General features: G+C 64.0%; 17 protein-coding genes and 1 pseudogene. 9 read left to right on the top strand and 9 right to left on the bottom strand.

The window, feature by feature from the left end:
• Positions 1-44: 44 nt before the first annotated feature.
• From BM019_RS11630 to miaE, 3 genes are all read right to left on the bottom strand, one after another.
• The gene (locus BM019_RS11630; protein WP_092418326.1) at positions 45-1,319 is read right to left on the bottom strand and encodes an ATP-binding protein; all 1,275 of its coding nucleotides are present in this window, start codon (positions 1,317-1,319) and stop codon (positions 45-47) included.
• A complete protein-coding gene (locus BM019_RS11635) occupies positions 1,320-2,027 on the bottom strand; it encodes a winged helix-turn-helix domain-containing protein (RefSeq protein WP_007923858.1) in 708 nt (235 codons plus the stop codon).
• A gap of 172 nt (positions 2,028-2,199) precedes the next feature.
• On the bottom strand, positions 2,200-2,805 hold the full coding sequence (miaE, locus tag BM019_RS11640; RefSeq protein WP_085531311.1) for a MiaE family protein: 606 nt from the start codon (positions 2,803-2,805) through the stop codon (positions 2,200-2,202).
• Between the two features lie 239 nt (positions 2,806-3,044).
• Between miaE and BM019_RS11645 the strand changes: the two genes are divergently transcribed.
• On the top strand, positions 3,045-3,908 hold the full coding sequence (locus BM019_RS11645; protein WP_092418327.1) for a universal stress protein: 864 nt from the start codon (positions 3,045-3,047) through the stop codon (positions 3,906-3,908).
• Positions 3,909-4,020: 112 nt separating this feature from the next.
• Here the strand turns inward: BM019_RS11645 and BM019_RS11650 are convergent, their stop codons facing one another.
• The gene (locus BM019_RS11650; protein WP_009043436.1) at positions 4,021-4,491 is read right to left on the bottom strand and encodes a DUF1289 domain-containing protein; all 471 of its coding nucleotides are present in this window, start codon (positions 4,489-4,491) and stop codon (positions 4,021-4,023) included.
• 674 nt (positions 4,492-5,165) lie between these two features.
• Here BM019_RS11650 and acnB point away from each other — a divergent pair.
• The 4 genes and pseudogenes from acnB to BM019_RS11670 all read left to right on the top strand — a co-directional run bounded on the left by acnB (position 5,166) and on the right by BM019_RS11670 (position 10,151).
• Positions 5,166-7,766, top strand: coding sequence for a bifunctional aconitate hydratase 2/2-methylisocitrate dehydratase (acnB, locus tag BM019_RS11655; protein ID WP_009043435.1), 2,601 nt, complete (start codon positions 5,166-5,168; stop codon positions 7,764-7,766).
• Between the two features lie 460 nt (positions 7,767-8,226).
• Positions 8,227-8,394 (top strand): annotated as a pseudogene (locus tag BM019_RS31220) (hypothetical protein); the annotation flags it as partial.
• Positions 8,395-8,735: 341 nt separating this feature from the next.
• Complete coding sequence (locus tag BM019_RS11665) at positions 8,736-9,461, top strand: autoinducer binding domain-containing protein (protein WP_085531315.1); 726 nt, start codon at positions 8,736-8,738, stop codon at positions 9,459-9,461.
• Positions 9,462-9,491: 30 nt separating this feature from the next.
• Entirely contained in the window at positions 9,492-10,151 is a 660-nt protein-coding gene (locus BM019_RS11670; protein ID WP_092418329.1) for an acyl-homoserine-lactone synthase, read from the top strand.
• Here the strand turns inward: BM019_RS11670 and BM019_RS11675 are convergent.
• The 5 genes from BM019_RS11675 to BM019_RS11695 all read right to left on the bottom strand — a co-directional run bounded on the left by BM019_RS11675 (position 10,133) and on the right by BM019_RS11695 (position 16,926).
• Complete coding sequence (locus tag BM019_RS11675; protein WP_009043431.1) at positions 10,133-11,413, bottom strand: serine/threonine transporter; 1,281 nt, start codon at positions 11,411-11,413, stop codon at positions 10,133-10,135. The two genes, BM019_RS11670 and BM019_RS11675, sit on opposite strands and share 19 nt — an antisense overlap.
• Before the next feature lie 386 nt (positions 11,414-11,799).
• Complete coding sequence (locus BM019_RS11680; protein ID WP_085531319.1) at positions 11,800-12,021, bottom strand: formate dehydrogenase subunit delta; 222 nt, start codon at positions 12,019-12,021, stop codon at positions 11,800-11,802.
• The gene (gene fdhF, locus BM019_RS11685; RefSeq protein ID WP_092418330.1) at positions 12,018-14,894 is read right to left on the bottom strand and encodes a formate dehydrogenase subunit alpha; all 2,877 of its coding nucleotides are present in this window, start codon (positions 14,892-14,894) and stop codon (positions 12,018-12,020) included. Before fdhF ends, BM019_RS11680 begins: the two co-directional genes overlap by 4 nt.
• Positions 14,891-16,450 carry a formate dehydrogenase beta subunit gene (locus BM019_RS11690; RefSeq protein ID WP_092418331.1) on the bottom strand — a complete coding sequence of 520 codons (1,560 nt, stop codon included), beginning with the start codon at positions 16,448-16,450 and terminating at the stop codon, positions 14,891-14,893. Before BM019_RS11690 ends, fdhF begins: the two co-directional genes overlap by 4 nt.
• Positions 16,444-16,926 (bottom strand): formate dehydrogenase subunit gamma, encoded by a 483-nt coding sequence (locus BM019_RS11695; RefSeq protein WP_007923877.1) that lies wholly within the window; start codon positions 16,924-16,926, stop codon positions 16,444-16,446. The genes BM019_RS11690 and BM019_RS11695 overlap by 7 nt, the downstream gene beginning before the upstream one ends.
• A 619-nt stretch (positions 16,927-17,545) precedes the next feature.
• Between BM019_RS11695 and BM019_RS11700 the strand changes: the two genes are divergently transcribed.
• From BM019_RS11700 to BM019_RS11715, 4 genes are all read left to right on the top strand, one after another.
• A complete protein-coding gene (locus BM019_RS11700) occupies positions 17,546-18,085 on the top strand; it encodes a cysteine hydrolase family protein (protein ID WP_009043419.1) in 540 nt (179 codons plus the stop codon).
• 267 nt (positions 18,086-18,352) lie between these two features.
• Positions 18,353-19,303 (top strand): 2-hydroxyacid dehydrogenase, encoded by a 951-nt coding sequence (locus BM019_RS11705; protein ID WP_009043418.1) that lies wholly within the window; start codon positions 18,353-18,355, stop codon positions 19,301-19,303.
• Between the two features lie 282 nt (positions 19,304-19,585).
• Positions 19,586-20,653 carry a phosphotransferase family protein gene (locus BM019_RS11710; protein ID WP_009043417.1) on the top strand — a complete coding sequence of 356 codons (1,068 nt, stop codon included), beginning with the start codon at positions 19,586-19,588 and terminating at the stop codon, positions 20,651-20,653.
• A gap of 37 nt (positions 20,654-20,690) precedes the next feature.
• The gene (locus tag BM019_RS11715; RefSeq protein ID WP_007923881.1) at positions 20,691-21,458 is read left to right on the top strand and encodes an SDR family oxidoreductase; all 768 of its coding nucleotides are present in this window, start codon (positions 20,691-20,693) and stop codon (positions 21,456-21,458) included.
• Positions 21,459-21,609: the final 151 nt, after the last annotated feature.

Raw genomic sequence — 21,609 nt, forward strand, 5'->3', positions numbered from 1 at the left:
GCGGTGTTGGCCGCTCTGACGTTATCGCGCGCAAGCTGCCTGGGCTATTCGACCTGCGCCCAGGTCATGCGAAACGACGCGCCGCCCCATTGCGAATCCGTCACCTCGACCTGGCCGCCGTGGGACTGCGACACCCGCCGCACCAGCGCCAGGCCAAGGCCGAAGCCGCCGGTGCGGCGGTCGCGGCTGGCGTCGAGCCGGGAGAACGGCTCGAAGATCTTCGCCCGCCCTGCCACCGGCACGCCCGGGCCGTCGTCGTTGACCTGGACCTCATAGCCCTGCCCGAGCTGCACCAGGGACACCTCGACGCGCCGTTCGGCGTAACGAATGGCATTGCGCAACAGGTTGATCACCGCCCGCGCCATGAACCGCGGTTCGATGCTGATGTACTCGACCTCACAGGCCCGGATCGCCATCTGCACCCCCGCCGCCTCCGCCTCCAGGGCGACACTGCCGACCACGCTGTCGAGCCAGTTGCGGGCCTGGATGGTCTCGCGGTTGATCACCGTGGCGCCGTGTTCCAGGCTGGCGTAGGTCAGCAGTTCGGAAACCATTTCCTCCAGCTCGCCAAGGTCGGCGTACATGTCGGCGATCAGCTCGCGGTTCTGCTGCGGGTCGGACTGCTTGAGCTGGTCGAGCTCGAACGACAAGCGGGCGATGGGCGTGCGCAACTCATGGGACACCGCGTTGGTCAGCTCGCGCTGATTGGCGATCAGGCCTTCGATGCGGCTGGCCATCTGGTTGAAGTGCTGCGCCAGGTCGCGCACGCTGGAGCGCCGCGTCAAGCGGATGCGCGAGCCCAGGTCGTTATTGCCGAAACGCTGGGCGGCCAGGCGAATCAGTTCCAGATCGCGCCAATGCGGGCGCACCCAGAAATACAGGACCAATGCCAGGCTGGCCCCGAGGAAGGCGTACGCCCAGATGTACAGCCACTTGGGTTCTTCCGGCAGGCGGATGCTCAGCAACTGCGGGCCGCCGTCGAGGTTGGCGATGAACTCGCTGAAGTCGCCGCGCACCACCAGTTTGTTCTCGGCCAACAGCTGGCGTTCGCGTTCGGACAGGTCCAGCTCATCCGCCTGCAACAGCCTCAGGCGCATGCCGTAGTGTTGTTGCAGCTCGGCCAGCCGCTGCTCGCGCGCCGCTCCCGTGACCGGCGACAGTTGGTTGACCAGGCTGTATCCCGGCCCGCGCATGGCCTCGCGGTTGTAGGTTTCGTTGGCGTCCGGCAACAGCTCGGAAAAGGTGTAGTTGACCGCCCAGATGGCCCCCGCCAGCCCCAGGGCCAGGATGATGTACAGACGCAGAAACAGCCGCAGCATCTAGAGCTCCCACGCGAACGGATTGAACAGATAGCCCTTGCCCCAGATGGTCTTGATGCACACCGGCTCGCGGGGGTTGTCCTGGAGTTTGCCGCGCAGCTTGCTGATGTAGACATCGACGCTGCGATTGAGACCGTCGAAGGCGATGCCGCGCATACGGTTGAGGATGTCGTCGCGGGAGAGGATCTTGCCCGCCGAACTGGCCAGCAGCCACAGCAGCTCGAACTCCATGGTGGTCAGCTCGATCAGCTCGCCGGCCAGGCGCACTTCCCGGCAACTGCGGTCGAGGGTCAGGCTGCCGAATTCCAGCGCGCCGCGCACCGTCGGCTCCGGCACCTGGCGCCGTTGCAGGGCGCGCAGGCGGGCCAGCAGCACCGGCGGCTTGATCGGCTTGATCACGTAGTCGTCGGCGCCGGACTCAAGACCGAGGATATGGTCCAGGTCGTCTTCCTTGGCGGTGAGAATGACGATGGGCGTGTCCGCCACATTGCGGATCTCCCGGCACACGTGCAGGCCGCTCTGGCCCGGCAGCATCAGGTCGAGGACGACGATTTTCGGCTTGAACTCGAGAAAGGCCGCCAGCGCCACATCGCCACGATGTACCGTCAGGACCTCGAAACCGTGTTGGGACAGGAAGTGCGCGATCAGCCCGGCGAGCTTCTCGTCATCTTCCACCAGCAATACTTTGCCAAGACCCGGGTTATCCATAAATACCAGTCTGAGTGCGCACAATTGGGGCGCGCATTATAGGCGGCATCGGATAAATCTGAGACCAGGGCAGACAGCAAAAACCGGCCCAGATGGCCGGTTTTCAATGATGTTTCATGCTTTTAAGAGTTTTTTACAATTTGCCCGTAGTTTTGAACCGACTTGGGCCGTTCTACAGAGTAGGCACGCCGCTGTGGAAGCGGAACTCCACGTCCGGCGACTCGATCAGCTCGCGCTCGGCGGCGCGCACCTTCTCGATCACCTGGGCGATGTCCCTGGCGTCGCCGTACTGATAGGCCAGCTTCAGGTAACCCTGGAAGTGCCGGGCCTCGCTTTTCAGTAGGCCGAAGTAGAACTTGCCCAGCTCTTCGTCCAGGTGCGGCACCAGCGCCTCGAAACGCTCGCAGCTGCGGGCCTCGATAAAGGCGCCGACCACCAGGGTGTCCACCAGCTTCACCGGTTCGTGGCTGCGCACCACCTTGCGCAGGCCCGAGGCATAACGCCCGGCCGACAGCTGGCGCAGTTCGATCTTGCGCCGCTTCATCAGGCGCATGACCTGTTCGTGGTGCACCAGCTCTTCCCGGGCCAGGCGCGACATCATGTTGATCAGGTCGACATGGGAGTGATACTTGGCGATCAGGCTCAGGGCCGTGCTGGCCGCCTTGAACTCGCAGTTCTTGTGGTCGATCAGCAGGGTTTCCTGATCCGCCAGGGCCGCCCGGACCCAGGCATCCGGCGTGCGGCAGCCAAGGAACTCATGAATTTCTGGCAGGTTCATGGTCGTTCGTCCTTCAGGGCAGCCTTCAAGGGAATGAGCGCGCAAGGCAGGACGGTGGCGACTTCAGGGATCGATAACATGGGGCTCACGGCATAAGGGTTCACGGCGAAGGGCGCCGATTATACCGGCCGCGCCACAGACCACCAGCCGCGGCGCTTGATGTGCGTCAACAGCCACGGCGGCGCGCAGCAACTATAGTTGTGCAACATAGCCTTCATCCCTCTCTGGAGATCCCGACCATGCAAGCCATCCGCAGCATCCTGGTGGTCATCGAGCCCGAGCATTCCGAAAGCCTCGCGCTCAAGCGCGCCAAGCTGATCGCCGGGGTGACCCAGGCCCATCTGCACCTGCTGGTGTGCGACAAGAAGCACGAGCATTCGGCGCTGTTGAGCGTGCTCAAGAGCAGCCTGCTGAGCGAGGGCTACAGCGTGACCACCGAGCAAGCCTGGAACGACAGCCTGCACAACACCATCATCGACGTGCAGCAGGCCGAAGGCTGTGGCCTGGTGATCAAGCAGCACTTTGCCGACAACCCGCTGAAAAAGGCCCTGCTCACCCCCGCCGACTGGAAACTGCTGCGCTACTGCCCAAGCCCGGTGCTGCTGGTGAAAACCGTCAAGCCCTGGACCGGCGGCGTGATCCTGGCGGCCATCGATGTCGGCAACACCGACGGCGAGCACCGCACCCTGCATGCCAGCATCATCGACCATGGTTTCGACATCGCCAGCCTGGCCAAGGCGCAGTTGCATGTGATCAGCGCCCATCCGTCGCCGATGCTGTCGGCGTCCGACCCGGTGTTCCAGCTCAAGGAAACCATCGAGGCGCGCTACCGCGAGCAGTGCAAGGCGTTCCAGGCCGAATTCGACATCGACGATACCCACCTGCATATAGAGGAAGGCCCGGCGGACGTGCTGATCCCGCACACCGCCCATGAGCTGCAGGCGGCGCTGACCATCATCGGCACCGTGGCGCGCACCGGGATTTCCGGGGCGCTGATCGGCAACACCGCGGAAGTGGTGCTCGATGCCCTGGAAAGCGACGTGCTGGTGCTCAAGCCGGAGGACATCATGGAGCACCTGGAAGAGCTGGCCGGCAAGCATTGAGGGATGGGTTGACTGATAGAACGCCATCGCGAGCAAGCTCGCTCCTACAGAAACCCACCTTTGTAGGAGCAGCCGGTCGGCGCTCGATTGCTCGCGATGCTTTTTTTAGCGGTCAGGCGCCAAAGGCGTCCTTGAGGAACCCCGGGGCGATATAACGCTGGTAGTGGGCTTCCGACAGGAGGAAAAACTCCCGATCGATGGCATCGCGCAATTCCGGCAGTTCCCAGTCGCGAAACTCCGGCAGCAACACCATCCCATAGGCTTCCAGCTGGTTGATCACCCGCGCCCCGCGAGCGATCAACTGATAGGCCCAGCAATATTCCGACTGGTGCGGCACGAAGCGGATCTTGCGCTGCTCCAGTTGCTCGCGCAGCCGCTGGGGGTCGAAGACTTCCAGCTTGGCCGCCATCACCTGCACCAGCAATTGCTCGAGACGCAGCCACACCGCGTGCTTTTCTTCCTCGTTGTAGCCGTTCCAGTGGATCACTTCATGGTGGAAACGCTTGCAGCCACGGCACACCAGGTCACCGTAGACAGTGGAGCAGAGGCCGACGCAGGGGGTCTTGATCGTCTGATTGGGCATAAGTAGGCAATTGGCGGAAAAAAGCGAAACAGGCCCGCATGTTAGCCCTTTGTCTAACATTGATCACCCCTCAAACTTCGAGGCATCAGGGTCTATTGGACTTTGGTGGCGGCCGCGACGGATGCCCGCTTGGTGCAGGGCAAGGCGCGAGGAACGCAGTTTGGTTGTTCCAAATAAGTTCCGAGCAACGCAGCCCTGCACCAAGCGGGCCCCGTCCCTTCGGGTTGCGTGCCAACGTGCGCGAGGCTGCGTTGCGGGATTTGCCAAGGGAACAACCATTGGCGGCATCCCGCGCCTTGCCTCGCACACGTTGGCCCAGCAACGCGGCTCGCCACCAAAGTCCAATAGACCCTGTCTTACCTTTAAATTTTTTTTGCCGTAGAATCAGCCAGCCTTTTTAGGCGCCAATGTCCGTTAGAAGCTGTTTTCAAAGCGTCACGAGCACAGTCGTTCCTTCAGAGCGGTGTTGGCGATGGGTCTTTCCAGCGGGGAAAGCCCAGCGCCAACCCTCATCAGCTCCCGTTCTGCAGGCGTAAAACTTTGAAAGCAGCTTCTGTAAGGAATTGCCGGTAATTCTGGCTAAGCGACCCATAACGTCACGCAGCGCATGAGTACGGCAATTTCGGGATGAGCGTCCCGGACACCCATTTGGGACCACTGATGAGGGTAATACTGTGCTTGAAGCCTACCGCAAACATATCGAAGAGCGTGCAGCCCTGGGTATCGTTCCCCAGCCGCTAAACGCCGAACAAACTGCAGGCCTGGTCGAGCTGCTGAAGAATCCCCCCGCTGGCGAAGAAGCCTTCCTCGTTGACCTGATCACCAATCGCGTTCCGCCAGGAGTCGACGAAGCCGCCTATGTGAAGGCCGGTTTCCTCTCCGCGCTGGCCAAAGGCGAAGCCAAATCCCCTCTGCTGGACAAGAAGCGCGCCGTTGAACTGCTGGGCACCATGCAGGGCGGCTACAACATCGTGACCCTGGTCGAACTGCTGGACGACGCCGAGCTGGCGCCGGTCGCGGCCGCACAGCTCAAGCACACCCTGCTGATGTTCGATGCCTTCCACGACGTCGCGGAAAAAGCCAAGAACGGCAACGTTCACGCCCAGGGCGTACTGCAATCCTGGGCCGACGGCGAGTGGTTCAAGAACCGCCCGGTACTGGCCGACAAGATCAGCCTGCGCGTGTTCAAGGTGACGGGCGAAACCAACACCGACGACCTGTCCCCTGCCCCGGATGCCTGGTCCCGTCCCGACATCCCGCTGCACGCCCTGGCCATGCTGAAAATGGCCCGTGACGGCATCGTTCCGGACGAGCAAGGCAAGACCGGCCCGATGAAGCAGATCGAGGAAATGCGCGGCCAGGGCTTCCCGATCGCCTACGTCGGCGACGTGGTCGGTACCGGTTCGTCGCGTAAATCGGCGACCAACTCCGTGCTGTGGTTCTTCGGCGACGACGTTCCTTACGTGCCGAACAAGCGCGCAGGCGGCTTCTGCTTCGGCAGCAAGATCGCACCGATCTTCTACAACACCATGGAAGACGCTGGCGCCCTGCCGATCGAATTCGATGTGTCGAAGATGAACATGGGCGACGTGATCGACCTGTATCCTCACGCCGGTAAAGTCACCAAGCACAACAGCGACGAAGTCCTGGCCACCTTCGAAATGAAGACCCCGGTCCTGCTCGACGAAGTCCGTGCCGGCGGTCGTATCCCGCTGATCATCGGCCGTGGCCTGACCGAGAAGGCCCGTACCGAACTGGGCCTGCCACCTTCGGACCTGTTCAAGAAGCCGGAAGCGCCGGCCGAAAGCACCAAGGGCTTCACCCTGGCGCAGAAAATGGTCGGCAAGGCGTGCGGCGTGAAAGGCGTGCGTCCAGGCACCTACTGCGAACCGAAGATGACCACCGTCGGCTCCCAGGACACCACTGGCCCGATGACCCGTGACGAACTGAAGGACCTGGCTTGCCTGGGCTTCTCCACCGACCTGGTGATGCAGTCGTTCTGCCACACCGCGGCCTATCCGAAGCCGATCGACGTCACCACCCACCACACCCTGCCTGACTTCATCATGACCCGTGGCGGCGTGTCCCTGCGTCCGGGCGACGGCATCATCCACAGCTGGCTGAACCGCATGCTGCTGCCGGACACCGTCGGCACCGGTGGCGACTCCCACACCCGTTTCCCGATCGGCATCTCGTTCCCGGCCGGTTCCGGCCTGGTGGCCTTCGCCGCCGCCACTGGCGTCATGCCGCTGGACATGCCGGAATCGATCCTGGTCCGTTTCAAGGGCAAGCTGCAGCCTGGCGTCACCCTGCGTGACCTGGTTCATGCCATCCCTTACTACGCGATCCAGAAAGGCCTGCTGACCGTCGAGAAGAAAGGCAAGAAGAACGCCTTCTCCGGCCGCATCCTGGAGATCGAAGGTCTGGAAACCCTGACCGTCGAGCAAGCCTTCGAACTGTCCGACGCCTCGGCCGAACGTTCGGCTGCCGGTTGCACCATCAAGCTGTCCAAAGAGTCGATCGCCGAATACCTGCAATCGAACATCACCCTGCTGCGCTGGATGATCGGCGAAGGCTACGGCGATGCCCGTACCCTGGAGCGTCGCGCCCAGGCGATGGAAGCCTGGCTGGCCAACCCTGAGCTGCTGGAAGCCGACAAGGACGCCGAGTACGCCGAAGTCATCGAGATCGACCTGGCCGACGTCAAGGAGCCTGTGCTCTGCGCGCCGAACGACCCGGACGACGCTCGCCTGCTCTCCAGCGTCGCTGGCGAGAAGATCGACGAAGTGTTCATCGGTTCCTGCATGACCAACATCGGTCACTTCCGCGCTGCCGGTAAGCTGCTGGATCAGGTCAAGGGCCAGCTGCCAACCCGTCTGTGGCTGTCGCCGCCGACCAAGATGGACGCTCACCAGCTGACCGAAGAAGGCTACTACGGCATCTACGGCAAGGCTGGCGCGCGCATGGAAATGCCGGGCTGCTCGCTGTGCATGGGTAACCAGGCCCGCGTCGAGCCGAACTCCACCGTGGTTTCGACTTCGACCCGTAACTTCCCGAACCGTCTGGGTGACGGCGCGAACGTCTACCTGGCTTCGGCCGAGCTGGCGTCCGTTGCGTCCATCCTGGGTCGCCTGCCGACCGTCGAGGAGTACATGGAATACGCCGGCAAGATCGACAGCATGGCAGCGGACGTGTACCGCTACCTGAGCTTCGACCAGATCGCCGAGTTCCGTGAGGCTGCCGCGAACGCCAAGATTCCGGTGGTTCAAGCCTAAGGCTGCAAGGCAATGAAGAACGCCGCGTATCCCACGACGATACGCGGCGTTTTTTTATCCCGGCGATCCGCTCGCTAGTCGCTCTGGCGGCAGAACGCCAGGCGTCTTTACCTACCAGATCTGGTAGTTGTTAGCCCTCCCCCGCCCTTGCTAAAAATCACGCCACTGCCAACGGCGCCCGACGCTCGCCCGAATGTCGAACGCTGCCTGCTTGCCATGGCCTTGGGATGACAGCTGTCAACCCGCGCCGATCGTTCGAAGCGCTCACACGACTATAAAAACATTCCGCGCACGACAGCTGGATCTCAGCTGCCGCGGATTCTTTCGCCCCGTCAAAAGCAACAAATGGAGGTGTGCTATGTGGCGTAACCATTGTGTGATCGAGAAAGCGTTCAACGACTACCCCGGGCATGTCGAACAACCGGGCAACGACCCGCAGCGCAAGACTCATGTGCGCGATTGCCGCTTCGCGGTGGTCGAGGACTGCGGGCATTTTCTCGACCTGGAATCGAGAACCGCCGCCGATGGCGTGCATCGCGCCCTGCTCGCCCCGTTGCTGCCGAGCGCCCGGGCAGCCCGCGAGCCAACCACCGCTGTGGAACCCATCACCCGCCTGCGCTTTGCCTGAAGCTGCCCCCTGCCCCTTGGCCAGAGACGGCCAGAACACTCAAGGAAAAGAGTTATGCGCATGCTCGCCAGCGGTTTTGCCGGGGACGTCTTTTGCCCTTATCGGCCTGGCCAGTGCCTTTGCGGCACCCCGCCACACAGTGACATAGCGCCGCAGGCCAGCCTTGGCCGTGAGCCCCCTCCACGCCTACCACCGCCCGAATTGCCGGCCCCGCACCCGGGTGGCCTGGTGCAGAGCGCCAGATCAGGGCCGTTGCGGGGTTTCCTATGAATTTCATGAATATTGACAGCGTATTGCCCTGGACTAGATTCCCTGACGTGCAAGGAATCAAGGCGAACGCCATGGAGAAACGACAGGATTTCATGCACTGGTGGAACGACCTGCGCATGGAGATGCTCAAGCAACAGGAGAGCGCACAGGTATTTGCGCTGCTGGAACGGGAAGTCCGGTCCCTGGGGTTTGATTTTTACGCTTACGGAGTCAGGCATTCGATCCCCTTCACCCGCCCGAAAATCGACATCTATGGCTCTTATCCGCAAGCCTGGGTGGAGCGTTACCAGCAACAGAACTACGCCGCGATCGACCCGACGATCCTCAACGGCCTGCGCTCCACGGAAATGGTGGTCTGGAGCGACGCCTTGTTCGGCAAAGGCTCGGTGTTGTGGGGCGAGGCCCGGGAATGGGGCTTGCGGGTGGGCGCCACCTTGCCCATCCACACGCCCGACAGTGCCCTGAGCGTGTTGTCGGTGGCCCGTGAATGCACGGCGATCAGCGCCGTGGAACTGGAAGAAATCCGCCTGCGCCTGCGCTGCATCATCGAACTGGCGACCATGCGCCTCGGTGAACTCGGGCACCCCAGCAGCCAGGCCGAACAGCTGGAACTGAGCGCGCGCGAGCGGGAAATCCTGCAATGGACGGCCGACGGCAAGAGTTCCGGGGAGATTGCCCTGATCCTGGGCATCTCGGTGAATACCGTGAACTTCCACCTCAAGGTCATCCAGAAGAAATTCGGCGCGGCCAACAAGACCCTGGCCGCCGCCTACGCCGCCGTCCTGGGGCTGATCTGACGCTTCACCCGACGATAAGGATATCGCCCCATGATCACTGTGATTTCACGGCATGAAAGCCAGCTTTCACCGGCCCTGCGCGACGACCTCGGCCGCTATCGCCATGCGGTCTTCATCAAGCAATTGGGTTGGCGACTGCCCTCCAGCGCCAGCCAGTGCGGGCAGGAACTCGATCAGTTCGACCACTCAGACACCCGCTACACCCTGGCGCTGGACAGCGAGGAAAAGGTCCACGGCTGCGCCCGTTTGCTGCCGACCACCCAGCCCTATCTGCTGGCGGACGTGTTCGGCTTTCTCTGCGACCGGCCCTTGCCGCGCCAGCACGACACCTGGGAAATCTCGCGTTTCGCCGCCTCGGCGCTGGAAGGCGGCAAGCTGCCGATGCGGGTGTTCTGGCACACCCTGCACACGGCCTGGACCCTGGGCGCGAACTCGGTGGTGGCGGTGACCACGCCGGCGCTGGAGCGTTATTTCCTGCGCCATGGCGTGGCGCTGAGCCGGCTCGGCCAGCCGCAACGGGTCAACCGCGACCACTTGCTGGCCCTGGACTTTGCGGCCTACCAGAAAAACGGCCGCGCCGCGCTTTATACGCAGTCAGCGGCCGTGGCTTCGCTGAATCAGGCATTTCTGCGCGGCAACCCACCGCCAACGTGCGGTGGGCCGCCGGCGGGTCAGGCGCTCAGGGAGTAGACCAGCGCGGTGATCGCCACCAGGCCGACCAGGGTGACGAACACATTGGAGGCCTGGCCACGGTAGCGGGCCATGGCCGGCACCTTGCGGATGGCGTACATCGGCATCAGGAACAGGATGGCCGCGATGACCGGGCCGCCCAGGGTTTCGATCATCCCGAGGATGCTCGGGTTGAGCGTGGCGACTATCCAGCACACCACCAGCATGAAGGCCGCGGTCATGCGATCCAGGGCCTTGGCGCCCGGACGGCGGCCGCTTTTCACGATCAGCCCCTTGAGGCCTTCGCTGGCGCCGATGTAGTGGCCCAGGAACGACTTGGCGATGGCCACGAACGCGATCAACGGCGCGGCGAAGGCGATGGTCGGGTTGCTGAAGTGGTTGGCCAGGTACGACAGGATCGACAGGTTCTGCGCCTTGGCCTCGGCCAGTTGGGCCGGCGACAGGGTCAGCACGCAGCTGAAGACGAAGAACAGCACCATCGCCACCATCAGCAGGTGGGCGCGGGACAGGATCTGCGAGCTGCGCTCTTCGGCGTGGGCGCCATACCGGCGCTTCTGGTCCACGGCAAAGGCCGAGATGATCGGCGAGTGGTTGAACGAGAACACCATGACCGGGATCGCCAGCCACAGGGTGTGCAGGAACGCCGAAGGCTCAGGCAGGGTACTGGCGGTGCTGAGGATGCCGCCGTTCCAGTGCGGAATCAGGAACACCGCGAGGAACAGCAAGGCGACGATGAACGGGTAGACCATCAGGCTCATGGCCTTGACGATCACCTGCTCGCCGCAGCGCACCACGGCCAGCAGGCCGAGGATCAGCACCAGCGACAGCACGGCGCGCGGCGGCGGCATGATGTGCAGCTGGTGCTCCATGAAGCTGCCCACGGTGTTAGTCAGGGCCACGCTGTAGATCAGCAGGATCGGGAAGATGGCGAAGAAGTACAGCAAGGTGATCAGGGCGCCGGCCTTGATCCCGAAATGCTCTTCCACCACTTCGGTGATGTCCGCGCCGTCACGCCCGGAAAGCACGAAGCGGGTCAGGCCGCGGTGGGCGAAGAAGGTCATCGGAAAGGCCAGCAGCGCCAGGACCAGCAGCGGCCAGAAGCCGCCCAGGCCAGCGTTGATCGGCAAAAACAGGGTGCCAGCACCGATGGCGGTGCCGAACAGGCCCAGCATCCAGGTAGTGTCTTGGCGATTCCAGCTAGCTAGGGTCGCTGGGGCTGCCGCTTCAAAGCGTTGATCAACGCTGTTGGCCTGATCATTCATCCGGTGGGATCTCCACATTCCGGTCATTTGCCACTCGGCCAGGGCGCGTCGGAGTACCCGACAGACAGAGCCCTCGCCGAAACAGGGGCGCGATTGTCCGGGATTACTCACCAGAAGCAAAGACTTAGCTGAGGAACGGTTTGCCGGTGCAGATGTCTGGAGCGCGGTTTTGCGGGGTCGGGCACAAGGTTTCATTGATCTGTGGCAAGCGCTGGCCCCGGGTTTCGGCTGGCCTGCGTGCCGGGCGCGCGGATCATCATCCCCATCGGCATGCTCCTGAAGACAGCAGGTGTGCCCATCAAAAGCAGAAGCCAGGGCAAGGCCCTGGCTTCTGGTTGGTTGCAATGAGGCGGTCCGGTTCAAGGTGTGCCCGCCATTGGCAAACGCTAGGTCTGCGCTTCCTCTTCCTTCAACGCCGCCTGCACCAGGGGGTGCAGCGCCGCGCCGGGGTGTGTCACTTCCCAGGCGGTCAGCTCTCTGCGCATGGCCGGCGTCCAGAAGCTCTTCAGATGCTGGCGCACGCTACGCACTGCCTGGGCCTTGTCCGGTTCGCTGGCGAAGAACTGGGCAATCTGGTTGGCCATCTTGATCAGGCTTTCGCTGCTCATCGGCGCACCTCGGCTTTCTCGGCGTGACGACGCTCCCGCAACAGGCGCCCCTGTTCATCGCTGAACGCCTGATAACGCTTCTGCCATTCGGAAGGCTGGTTGACCCGCACCACCTCTACCGCCGTCACCTTGTATTCCGGGCAGTTGGTGGCCCAGTCGGAGTTGTCGGTGGTGATCACGTTGGCGCCCGATTCCGGGAAGTGGAAGGTGGTGTAGACCACCCCCGGCGCCACCCGCTCGCTGACCTTGGCCCGCAGCACTGTCTGCCCGGCGCGACTGCCGATGCCGACCCAATCGCCATCGACGATGCCGCGGTTCTCGGCGTCGGTCGGGTGGATTTCCAGGCGATCCTCCTCGTGCCAGGCCACGTTGTCGGTGCGCCGGGTCTGGGCGCCGACGTTGTACTGGCTGAGGATGCGCCCGGTGGTCAGCAGCAACGGGTAGCGGCTGTTGACCTTCTCCTCGGTGGGCACGTAGCCGGTGAGCATGAAGCGGCCCTTGCCGCGCACGAACTCATCGATGTGCATGGTCGGCGTGCCGTCCGGCGCGGCATCGTTGCACGGCCATTGCAGGCTGCCGTGGCGGTCCAGCTCGGCGTAGCTGACGCGGTGGAAGGTCGGCGTCAGGCGCGCGATCTCATCCATGATCTCCGATGGATGGCTGTACTGCATTTTGTAGCCCAGGGCCTCGGCCAGGGCGATGGTGGCCTCCCAGTCGGCCTTGCCGGCCAGCGGCTCCATCACCTTGCGCACCCGCGAGATACGACGCTCGGCGTTGGTGAAGGTGCCGTCCTTCTCGAGGAAGGAGCTGCCCGGCAGGAACACATGGGCGAACTTGGCCGTCTCGTTGAGGAAGATGTCCTGCACCACCACGCACTCCATGGCCGTCAGGGCGGCGGTCACGTGCTGGGTGTTGGGGTCGCTCTGGGCAATGTCCTCACCCTGGCAGTAGAGCGCCTTGAAGGTGCCGTCCAGGGCCGCCTCGAACATATTGGGAATGCGCAGGCCCGGGTCGGGTTGCAGGGTCACGCTCCAGGCCTGTTCGAACTCGGCGCGCACCGCCTCGTTGGAAATATGCCGATAGCCAGGCAGCTCGTGGGGGAAGGAACCCATGTCGCAGGAGCCCTGGACGTTGTTCTGCCCGCGCAGCGGGTTGACCCCGACACCTTCGCGGCCGATGTTGCCGGTGACCATCGCCAGGTTGGCGATGCCCATCACCGAGGTGCTGCCCTGGCTGTGCTCGGTGACGCCCAGGCCGTAGTAGATAGCCGCGTTGCCGCCGGTGGCGTAAAGCCGCGCGGCGTCGCGGATCTGCCTGGCGGGCACCCCACAAATCGGCCCCAGGACCTCGGGGGAATTCTCCGCCAGGCTGACGAAATCGCGCCAGCGGGCGAAGTCCGCCGCTTCGCAGCGCTGATCGACGAAAGGCTGGTTGACCAGGCCCTCGGTGACGATCACATGGGCCAATGCGTTGAGCATGGCCACGTTGGTGCCCGGACGCAGCTGCAAATGCAAGTCGGCACGGGCATGGGGCGAATCCACCAGGTCGATGCGCCGCGGGTCGATGACGATCAGCCGCGCGCCCTGGCGCAGGCGACGCTTGAGCTGGGAACCAAATACCGGGTGGGCGTCGGTAGGGTTGGCGCCCATCACCAGGATGACGTCGGCCTGCATCACCGAGTCGAAACTCTGGGTGCCGGCGGATTCGCCCAGCGTCTGCTTGAGGCCGTAGCCGGTGGGCGAATGGCAGACCCGGGCGCAGGTGTCGACGTTGTTGTTGCCGAAGGCGGTGCGCACCAGCTTCTGCACCAGGTAGGTCTCTTCGTTGGTGCAACGGCTGGAGGTGATACCGCCGATGGAGTCGCGTCCGTATTTCAGCTGGATGCGGCGCAACTCGCTGGCCGCGTAGGTGACCGCCTCTTCCCAGCTGACTTCTTGCCACGGATCGCTGATGTGCTTGCGGATCATCGGCTTGGTGATGCGGTCCGGGTGGGTGGCGTAGCCCCAGGCGAAGCGACCCTTGACGCAGGAATGGCCGTGGTTGGCCTGGCCGTTCTTGTCCGGGACCATGCGCACCAGTTGCTCGCCTTTCATTTCCGCGCGGAAGGAGCAGCCCACGCCGCAGTAGGCGCAGGTGGTGATGACGCTGCGCTCGGGCTGGCCGATTTCCACCACGCTCTTTTCCATCAGGGTGGCGGTCGGGCAGGCCTGCACGCAGGCGCCGCAGGACACGCACTCGGAGTCGAGGAAATTGTCGCCGCCGGCCGCCGCCACCCGGGAATCGAAGCCGCGCCCGCTGATGGTCAGGGCGAAGGTGCCCTGGGTTTCCTCACAGGCACGCACGCAGCGGTTGCAGACGATGCACTTGCTCGGGTCGTAGTCGAAATAGGGGTTGGAGACGTCCTTCTGTTCGTCCAGGTGGTTGGCGCCTTCGTAGCCGTAGCGCACTTCCCGCAGGCCCACCTGCCCCGCCACCGTCTGCAACTCGCAGTTGCCGTTGGCCGAGCAGGTCAGGCAGTCCAGCGGGTGGTCGGAGATATACAGCTCCATCACGTTGCGCCGCAGGCTGGCGAGCTTGGAAGTCTGGGTGTGGACGACCATGCCCTCGGTCACAGGCGTAGTGCAGGAGGCCGGATAACCGCGCATGCCCTCGATCTCCACCAGGCACATGCGGCAGGAGCCGAAGGCTTCCAGGCTGTCGGTGGCGCAGAGTTTGGGAATGGTGGTGCCGAGCAACGCCGCGGCGCGCATCACTGAGGTACCAGAAGCGACGCTGATTTCCCGGCCGTCGATGGTCAGGCTGACCTGTACCGCGCTTTCGCGGGCCGGGGTGCCGAGGTCGATATCACTGGTAGGGTCGAAGATATTGATCATTGGTCGGCCTCCGTGGTCGCCAGACCGAAGTCGGCGGGAAAGTGCTTGAGGGCGCTGGCGACGGGGTAGGAAGTCATCCCGCCCAGGGCACAGAGCGAGCCGTATTGCAGAGTGTCGCAGAGGTCTTGCAGCAGCAGCGCCTGCTCCTCACGGGCCGCGGCGTCGGTGCTGGCGATCAAGCGGTCCACCACCTCCACCCCACGGGTCGAGCCGATCCGGCACGGCGTGCACTTGCCGCAGGATTCCTCGGCGCAGAACTGCAAGGCGAAACGGGCCATGTGGGCCATGTCCAGGCTGTCGTCGGCGACCACCACGCCACCGTGGCCGAGCATCGCGCCCATGGCGGCGAACGCCTCATAGTCCAGCGGCGTATCGAACTGCGCGGGGGGCACCCAGGCCCCCAGCGGCCCACCCACTTGCGCCGCCTTCAATGGCCGGCCGCTGGCGGTACCGCCGCCATAACCTTCCACCAGCTCGCGCAGGCTCAGGCCGAAAGCGCGTTCCACCAGGCCCGCCTGGCGGACGTTGCCGGCCAGCTGGAACGGCATGGTGCCCAGGGAACGCCCCATACCGAAGTCGCGATAGAACGGCGCGCCCTTCTCCAGGATGATCGGCACCGAAGCCAGGGTCAGCACGTTGTGCACCAGTGTTGGCAAGCCGAACAGGCCCTGCAGCGCCGGCAGCGGCGGCTTGGCGCGAACCGTGCCGCGCTTGCCTTCGAGGGATTCCAGCAGCGCCGTTTCCTCACCGCAGATGTAGGCGCCGGCCCCCACCCGCACGTCCAGCTCGAAGGGACGGCCGCTACCGCCGACGTTCGCCCCCAGGTAACCGGCCTCGCGAGCGATGCGCAGGGCCTCGTTCAGGGTGCCGATGGCGTCCGGGTATTCCGAGCGCACGTAGATATAGCCCTTGCTGGCCCCCACCGCGATGCCGGCGATAATCATGCCTTCGATCAGCAGGAAGGGGTCGCCTTCCATCAGCATGCGGTCGGCGAAGGTGCCGGAGTCGCCTTCATCGGCGTTACAGACCACGTATTTCTGGGCACCCGCGGCTTCGCGCACGGTGCGCCACTTGATCCCCGCCGGAAAGGCCGCGCCACCGCGGCCGCGCAGGCCGGAGTCGAGCACGCTGGCGACCACCTGCGCGCCCTCCATCTGGATGGCCCGGGCCAGGCCCTGGAAACCGCCGTGGGTGCGGTAGTCGTCCAGGGACAGCGGTTGAGTGATGCCGGCCCGAGCGAACAGCAGGCGCTGCTGGCTCTGCAGATAAGGGATCTGCTCCACCGGCCCCAGGGCCAACGGATGGCTGCCGGGGTCGCCCGCCAGGGCGTCGAGCAGGCTCGGCACGTCCTCCGGGGTCAGGGGGCCGAAACCCAGGCGGCCGTCGGCGCTGTCCACTTCCAGCAGCGGCTCCAGCCAATAAAGGCCACGGGAACTGGTGCGGCACAGCTCCAACGACAATTGTCGACGTTCGGCCTCACGCACCAGAGCAACGGCCACCTTGTCCGCGCCCACGGCACGGGCCACCGAGTCGCGGGGGATATAGAGCTTCAGCATGCGCCATCCTCCAGGCAGCCACTCACCAGCTGGCGCAGGCGCTCGGGGGTGATCCGGGCGTGCAGCTCGCCGTCCAGTTCCAGGGCTGGCGAACAGGCGCAGGCCCCCAGGCAGTAGACCGGTCGCAGGTTGATACTGCCGTCGGCGGTGGTGCCATGGTCGTCCAGCAACAGTTGTTCGCGCAGCTGCGCAGCCAGGCGTTCGGCGCCCCGGCTCTGGCAGGACTCGGCCCGGCACAGGCGCAGGGTATGGCGCGCGGGCGGCGTGGTACGGAAATCGTGGTAGAAGCTGATCACGCCGTGCACTTCAGCCAGGCTGAGGTTGAGGGCATGGGCAATCTCGGGGATGGCGGTGTCGGGGATGTACCCGCAACCGTCCTGAATGGCGTGGAGAATGGGCAGCAAGGCACCGGGGGTGTCCTTTTCGCGCTCCAACACGCTGTGAATCAAAGGCAGGTGAAGCGTGTCATCAGACATAAACGTACCTCGGCATCTCGAACGACATCGCTACATAGCGGTAGCCGTCCGGAGTCTTCGGCTGCAGCGCCCGGCCACGTCACGGAGGCGTGGATTGTCGGTCGCCATTCTTGCTCTCCGGCCAAGTGTCTTGGCGCACCGGGTCCGGGGCATCCTGGAAGCTTGCCCATCGCCATGGTCCGGCGATTGCACCCAGGCGACCCATCGTGTCCTGAAAGCGACCTGCTGGTCAGGAGCGCTGACCCGCACCCGTTCAAGACACTCAAGCAAGCTCAGCGTAGTCCACAGGCCCCATCGATTACCCGCCCGGCTCGTTGATGCAGCACTGCAAAAAGCAGCACCAGGCCTTCGGCGCCCTCGCCCGACGGCTGAAAACCGCCAATGCCCGGACACTCAAACCAGCATCCTTCTCGGATTGACAGTGGGCGAACCCAGGCCCCATGATCGGCGCCATGAATCTCTTCCCGCGCCATCTCACCCGCACTACCACCACGACCGCTTCCGGCGGGTCGTGTGGTCGCTGCATGAGCTGACAACAGCGCAGTCGAACCCAAGGCCCCGCCAGCAATGGACGGGGCCTTTTGTTTCTCCGTCCAGCTGGCTCACAAGGAGAAACACCATGCCGTCACCCCAGGCCCAGCGCCCCGCCCTATTGATCGTCGACATGCAGGTCGGCCTGTTTCACGGGCCAGAGCAGCCCTTCGAGGGGCAGCGCGTGCTCGACAACATCAACCAGTTGATCCACCGCGCCCGGCAGGCCGGCGCGCCGGTGATCGCCGTGCGCCATACCGGCCCGCAAGGCTCGCCCATCGCCGCCGGCAGCGCGCCGTGGCAACTGCTGGCGCAATTGCAACTCGAGGCCGGCGACCGGCGGCTGGACAAAACCCGCCCCAATTGTTTTGTCGGCACCGGGCTGGCCGAACACCTGCGGGCGGCGCAGGTCGATGAGCTGGTGATCGTCGGCATGAAAACCCAGTACTGCATCGACGCCACCTGCCGCGCCGCCCTGGACCTGGGGTTCGCCGCCGTGCTGGCGGAGGACGCCCATACCTGCATGGACACGCCGCTGCTCTCGGCCAAAGCCATCATCGACCACCACAACGCAACCCTGGACGGCGCCTTTGTCCGACGAGTGAAAACCGCCGATATCCGTTTCTGAATGCCCTCTCTGCAGAAGCGAGGCAGAGTTGAGATTGCTTCTGCAGAAGCCAAGCTTGCTGGCGATCAGGCCCTCGAGGGCGGCGACGCTCTCCAGGCCGCGGTCGCGGGAAAAACCCGCGACCGTGCCTTGCCAAAGCGCTCTGCAATCCGCAATCTTGAGCGCTTGAGTGGTTTATCACGGTACAGCAGCTCCCTGAGCTGTACGCCGGTTGCCGTCGCTGCGCCATACGCCGTCCGTCCCTCTTCAGTCCTTCAGGAGACACGCATGCCCGCCACCGTTCTGGTCCTCGTCGAAACCATCAATGACTACCTGTGGATCCTGGAAAACCAGGGCTTCCACCTGATCCTCGCGCCAACCCCCAGCGAGCGGGCGGACGCCATCAGGGCCCATGCCGGGCAGATCAACGCGGTGCTCACCCGTGGTCCGCTGGGCCTGAGCGCCGAAGAAATCGCCGCCCTGCCGCACCTGGAAATCATCTGTGTGATCGGCGCCGGCTACGAGCAGGTCGACCTGCAGGCGGCGAGCAACCGTGGCATAGCGGTGAGCAACGGCGCCGGGGTCAACGCCTCGTCGGTGGCCGACCACGCCATGGCCCTGTTGCTGTCCCTGGTGCGTGACATCCCCCGCGCCGATGCCGCCGTGCGGCGCGGCGAATGGCCGAAAGTCATGCGCCCGTCCCTGGCCGGCAAGCGCCTGGGCGTGCTCGGCCTCGGCGCCGTCGGCCTGGCCATCGCCAAACGCTGCGCCAATGGCTTCGACATGAGCGTCAGCTACCACAACCGGCAGATCCGCAGCGACGTGCCCTACAGTTTCTGCCCGACCCCGACCGAACTGGCGCGGCATTCGGACTTCCTGGTGGTCGCCACGCCCGGCGGCATAGGCACTCGCCAGCTGATCGACAAAGCCGTGCTGCAGGCCCTGGGGCCGGAGGGTTTCCTGGTGAACATCGCCCGCGCCAGCGTGGTGAACACCGCCGACCTGCTGCAGGCCCTGGAGCAACGCAGCATCGCCGGCGCGGCCCTGGACGTGTTCGACGACGAACCGCGGGTGCCGGATGCCTTGAAGACCCTGAATAATGTGGTGCTGACGCCCCACGTCGCCGGGCTGTCGCCGGAAGCGACCCAGGCCACCGTGGAACTGGTGGGCAAGAACCTCGTCGCCCACTTCAGCGGCCAGCCGCTGTTGACCCCCATCGCCCTGCCTGCCCCGAACTGAATCAGGCGCCGCCGCCACAGACGCCACGCAGGCCATGCCCCGCGCTGGGCGCCTTCGGCGCTACGCAGAAACAGTGCCGTGCGCCGCTCCGGTCGGAATGCTCATTCAGGCCCGGCGAACTGGACTAGAGTCAAGCCGGGCCCATTCAAACGCTTGTATCAAAAGCAATGATTGCCCGGCAACACGCTCACCTATAAAGGCCTTCGGCGATTGTGGCCCTCAGGTGGGCGCATTAGATTAGCCAATAATCTCTGGCCTCCAGAATAAGCAGAAGGGATAAGCATGGCGCTTACTGACCAGTCCACCCGTACTCGCTCCGGCGAGGAACTCGATGCCAACCTGATCGATCCGTACCTCAAGGCCCATATTCCGGGCCTGACCGGCACCCCGCAGATCAGCCAGTTTCCGGGCGGCGCTTCGAACCTGACCTACCTGCTGGAATACCCGGGACAGGAATTCGTCCTGCGCCGCCCGCCCTTTGGCCACAAGGCCAAGTCGGCCCACGATATGGGCCGCGAATATCGCATCCTCAACCAGCTCAAGGACGGCTTTCCGTATTGCCCGAAAGCCTATGTGCACTGCACCGACGAATCGGTGATCGGCGCCGAGTTCTATGTGATGGAGCGGGTCAAGGGCATCATCCTGCGCTCCGACCTGCCACCGGAGCTGGGTTTCGACGCGGCCAGGACCGAAGCCCTGTGCAAGAGCTTCATCGACAAGTTCGTCGAGCTGCACCGCGTCGACTACAAGGCCTGCGGCCTGAGCGACCTGGGCAAGCCCGAAGGTTACGTGCAACGCCAGATCAAGGGCTGGAGCGACCGCTACGAGAAAGCCCTGACCCCGGATGCGCCCAAGTGGGAAGCGGTCAAGGCCTGGCTCAACGACAAGATGCCGGCCGATCACCCGACCTCCAGCATCGTGCACAACGATTACCGCTTCGACAACGTGATCCTCGACCCGGCCAACCCGATGCAGATCATCGGCGTGCTGGACTGGGAACTGACCACCCTCGGCGATCCGCTGATGGACCTGGGCAACACCCTGGCCTACTGGATCGAAGCCGGCGACCCGGCGCCGGTGCAACTGATGCGCCGCCAGCCGAGCAACGCCCCGGGCATGCTGACTCGCCAGCAGTTCGTCGACTATTACGCCGAACGCGCCGGCATCCAGATCGGCAATTTCGACTTCTACTACACCTACGGCCTGTTCCGCCTGGCCGGCATCGTGCAGCAGATCTACTACCGCTTCTTCCATGGCCAGACCCAGGACAAACGCTTCGCGCAGTTCATTCACATGAACAAGCTGCTGGAGCAGATGAGCCTGCAGGTCATCAAGAAATCCAGCCTCTGATCGTCCCGACGCGCCAGGCACACAATAAGGAAAAACCATGTCCAAGACCCAGTTGTTCGACCTCGACGGCAAGATCGCTTTCGTCTCCGGCGCCAGCCGCGGCATCGGTGAAGCCATCGCCAAGCTGCTGGCCCAGCAAGGCGCCCATGTGATCGTCTCGAGCCGCAAGCTCGAAGGCTGCCAGCATGTGGCCGATGCCATCGTCGCCGCTGGCGGCAAGGCCACCGCCATCGCCTGCCATATCGGCGAGATGGAGCAGATCAGCCAGGTGTTCGCCGGCATCCGCGAACAGTTCGGGCGCCTGGACATCCTGGTCAACAACGCTGCCACCAACCCGCAGTTCTGCAACGTGCTGGACACTGACCTCGGCGCCTTCCAGAAGACCGTCGACGTGAATATCCGCGGCTACTTCTTCATGTCGGTGGAGGCCGGCAAGCTGATGCGCGACAACGGCGGCGGCAGCATCATCAACGTGGCCTCGATCAACGGCGTGTCCCCCGGCATCTTCCAGGGCATCTACTCGGTGACCAAGGCCGCGGTGATCAACATGACCAAGGTCTTCGCCAAGGAATGCGCGCAGTTCGGCATCCGCTGCAACGCCCTGCTGCCGGGCCTGACCGACACCAAGTTCGCCTCGGCGCTGGTGAAGAACGACGCCATCCTCAAGACCGCCCTGGCGCAGATCCCCCTCAAGCGCGTGGCCGACCCGAGCGAAATGGCCGGCGCCGTGCTCTACCTGGCCAGCGACGCCTCAAGCTACACCACGGGCGTGTCGCTGAACGTGGACGGCGGTTTCCTGTCCTGATCGACCTTCGCAATACAACAAAGGCAGCCTGCGGGCTGCCTTTTTAGTGCCCGGCACCAGCACCTCGCCCCAACCTTTCTCAAACAGAAAACCAAACCTGTCACAGTTCTGGTATCAAGTTCGTAGCACTCTATAAATATTTTGTTACAAG

It is taken from the genome of Pseudomonas sp. NFPP07 (genome assembly GCF_900115645.1).
Lineage (GTDB): Bacteria > Pseudomonadota > Gammaproteobacteria > Pseudomonadales > Pseudomonadaceae > Aquipseudomonas > Aquipseudomonas chlororaphis.

Coding starts and splice junctions, on each gene's coding strand:
- BM019_RS11705 (WP_009043418.1), top strand. CDS start 18,353: ATGCCCGCCACCGTTCTGGTCCTCGTCGAAACCATCAATGACTACCTG.
- fdhF (WP_092418330.1), bottom strand. CDS start 14,894: ATGATCAATATCTTCGACCCTACCAGTGATATCGACCTCGGCACCCCG.
- miaE (WP_085531311.1), bottom strand. CDS start 2,805: ATGAACCTGCCAGAAATTCATGAGTTCCTTGGCTGCCGCACGCCGGAT.
- BM019_RS11695 (WP_007923877.1), bottom strand. CDS start 16,926: ATGTCTGATGACACGCTTCACCTGCCTTTGATTCACAGCGTGTTGGAG.
- BM019_RS11670 (WP_092418329.1), top strand. CDS start 9,492: ATGATCACTGTGATTTCACGGCATGAAAGCCAGCTTTCACCGGCCCTG.
- BM019_RS11650 (WP_009043436.1), bottom strand. CDS start 4,491: ATGCCCAATCAGACGATCAAGACCCCCTGCGTCGGCCTCTGCTCCACT.
- BM019_RS11680 (WP_085531319.1), bottom strand. CDS start 12,021: ATGAGCAGCGAAAGCCTGATCAAGATGGCCAACCAGATTGCCCAGTTC.
- BM019_RS11715 (WP_007923881.1), top strand. CDS start 20,691: ATGTCCAAGACCCAGTTGTTCGACCTCGACGGCAAGATCGCTTTCGTC.
- BM019_RS11700 (WP_009043419.1), top strand. CDS start 17,546: ATGCCGTCACCCCAGGCCCAGCGCCCCGCCCTATTGATCGTCGACATG.
- BM019_RS11645 (WP_092418327.1), top strand. CDS start 3,045: ATGCAAGCCATCCGCAGCATCCTGGTGGTCATCGAGCCCGAGCATTCC.
- BM019_RS11710 (WP_009043417.1), top strand. CDS start 19,586: ATGGCGCTTACTGACCAGTCCACCCGTACTCGCTCCGGCGAGGAACTC.
- BM019_RS11635 (WP_007923858.1), bottom strand. CDS start 2,027: ATGGATAACCCGGGTCTTGGCAAAGTATTGCTGGTGGAAGATGACGAG.
- BM019_RS11675 (WP_009043431.1), bottom strand. CDS start 11,413: ATGAATGATCAGGCCAACAGCGTTGATCAACGCTTTGAAGCGGCAGCC.
- BM019_RS11630 (WP_092418326.1), bottom strand. CDS start 1,319: ATGCTGCGGCTGTTTCTGCGTCTGTACATCATCCTGGCCCTGGGGCTG.
- BM019_RS11665 (WP_085531315.1), top strand. CDS start 8,736: ATGGAGAAACGACAGGATTTCATGCACTGGTGGAACGACCTGCGCATG.
- BM019_RS11690 (WP_092418331.1), bottom strand. CDS start 16,450: ATGCTGAAGCTCTATATCCCCCGCGACTCGGTGGCCCGTGCCGTGGGC.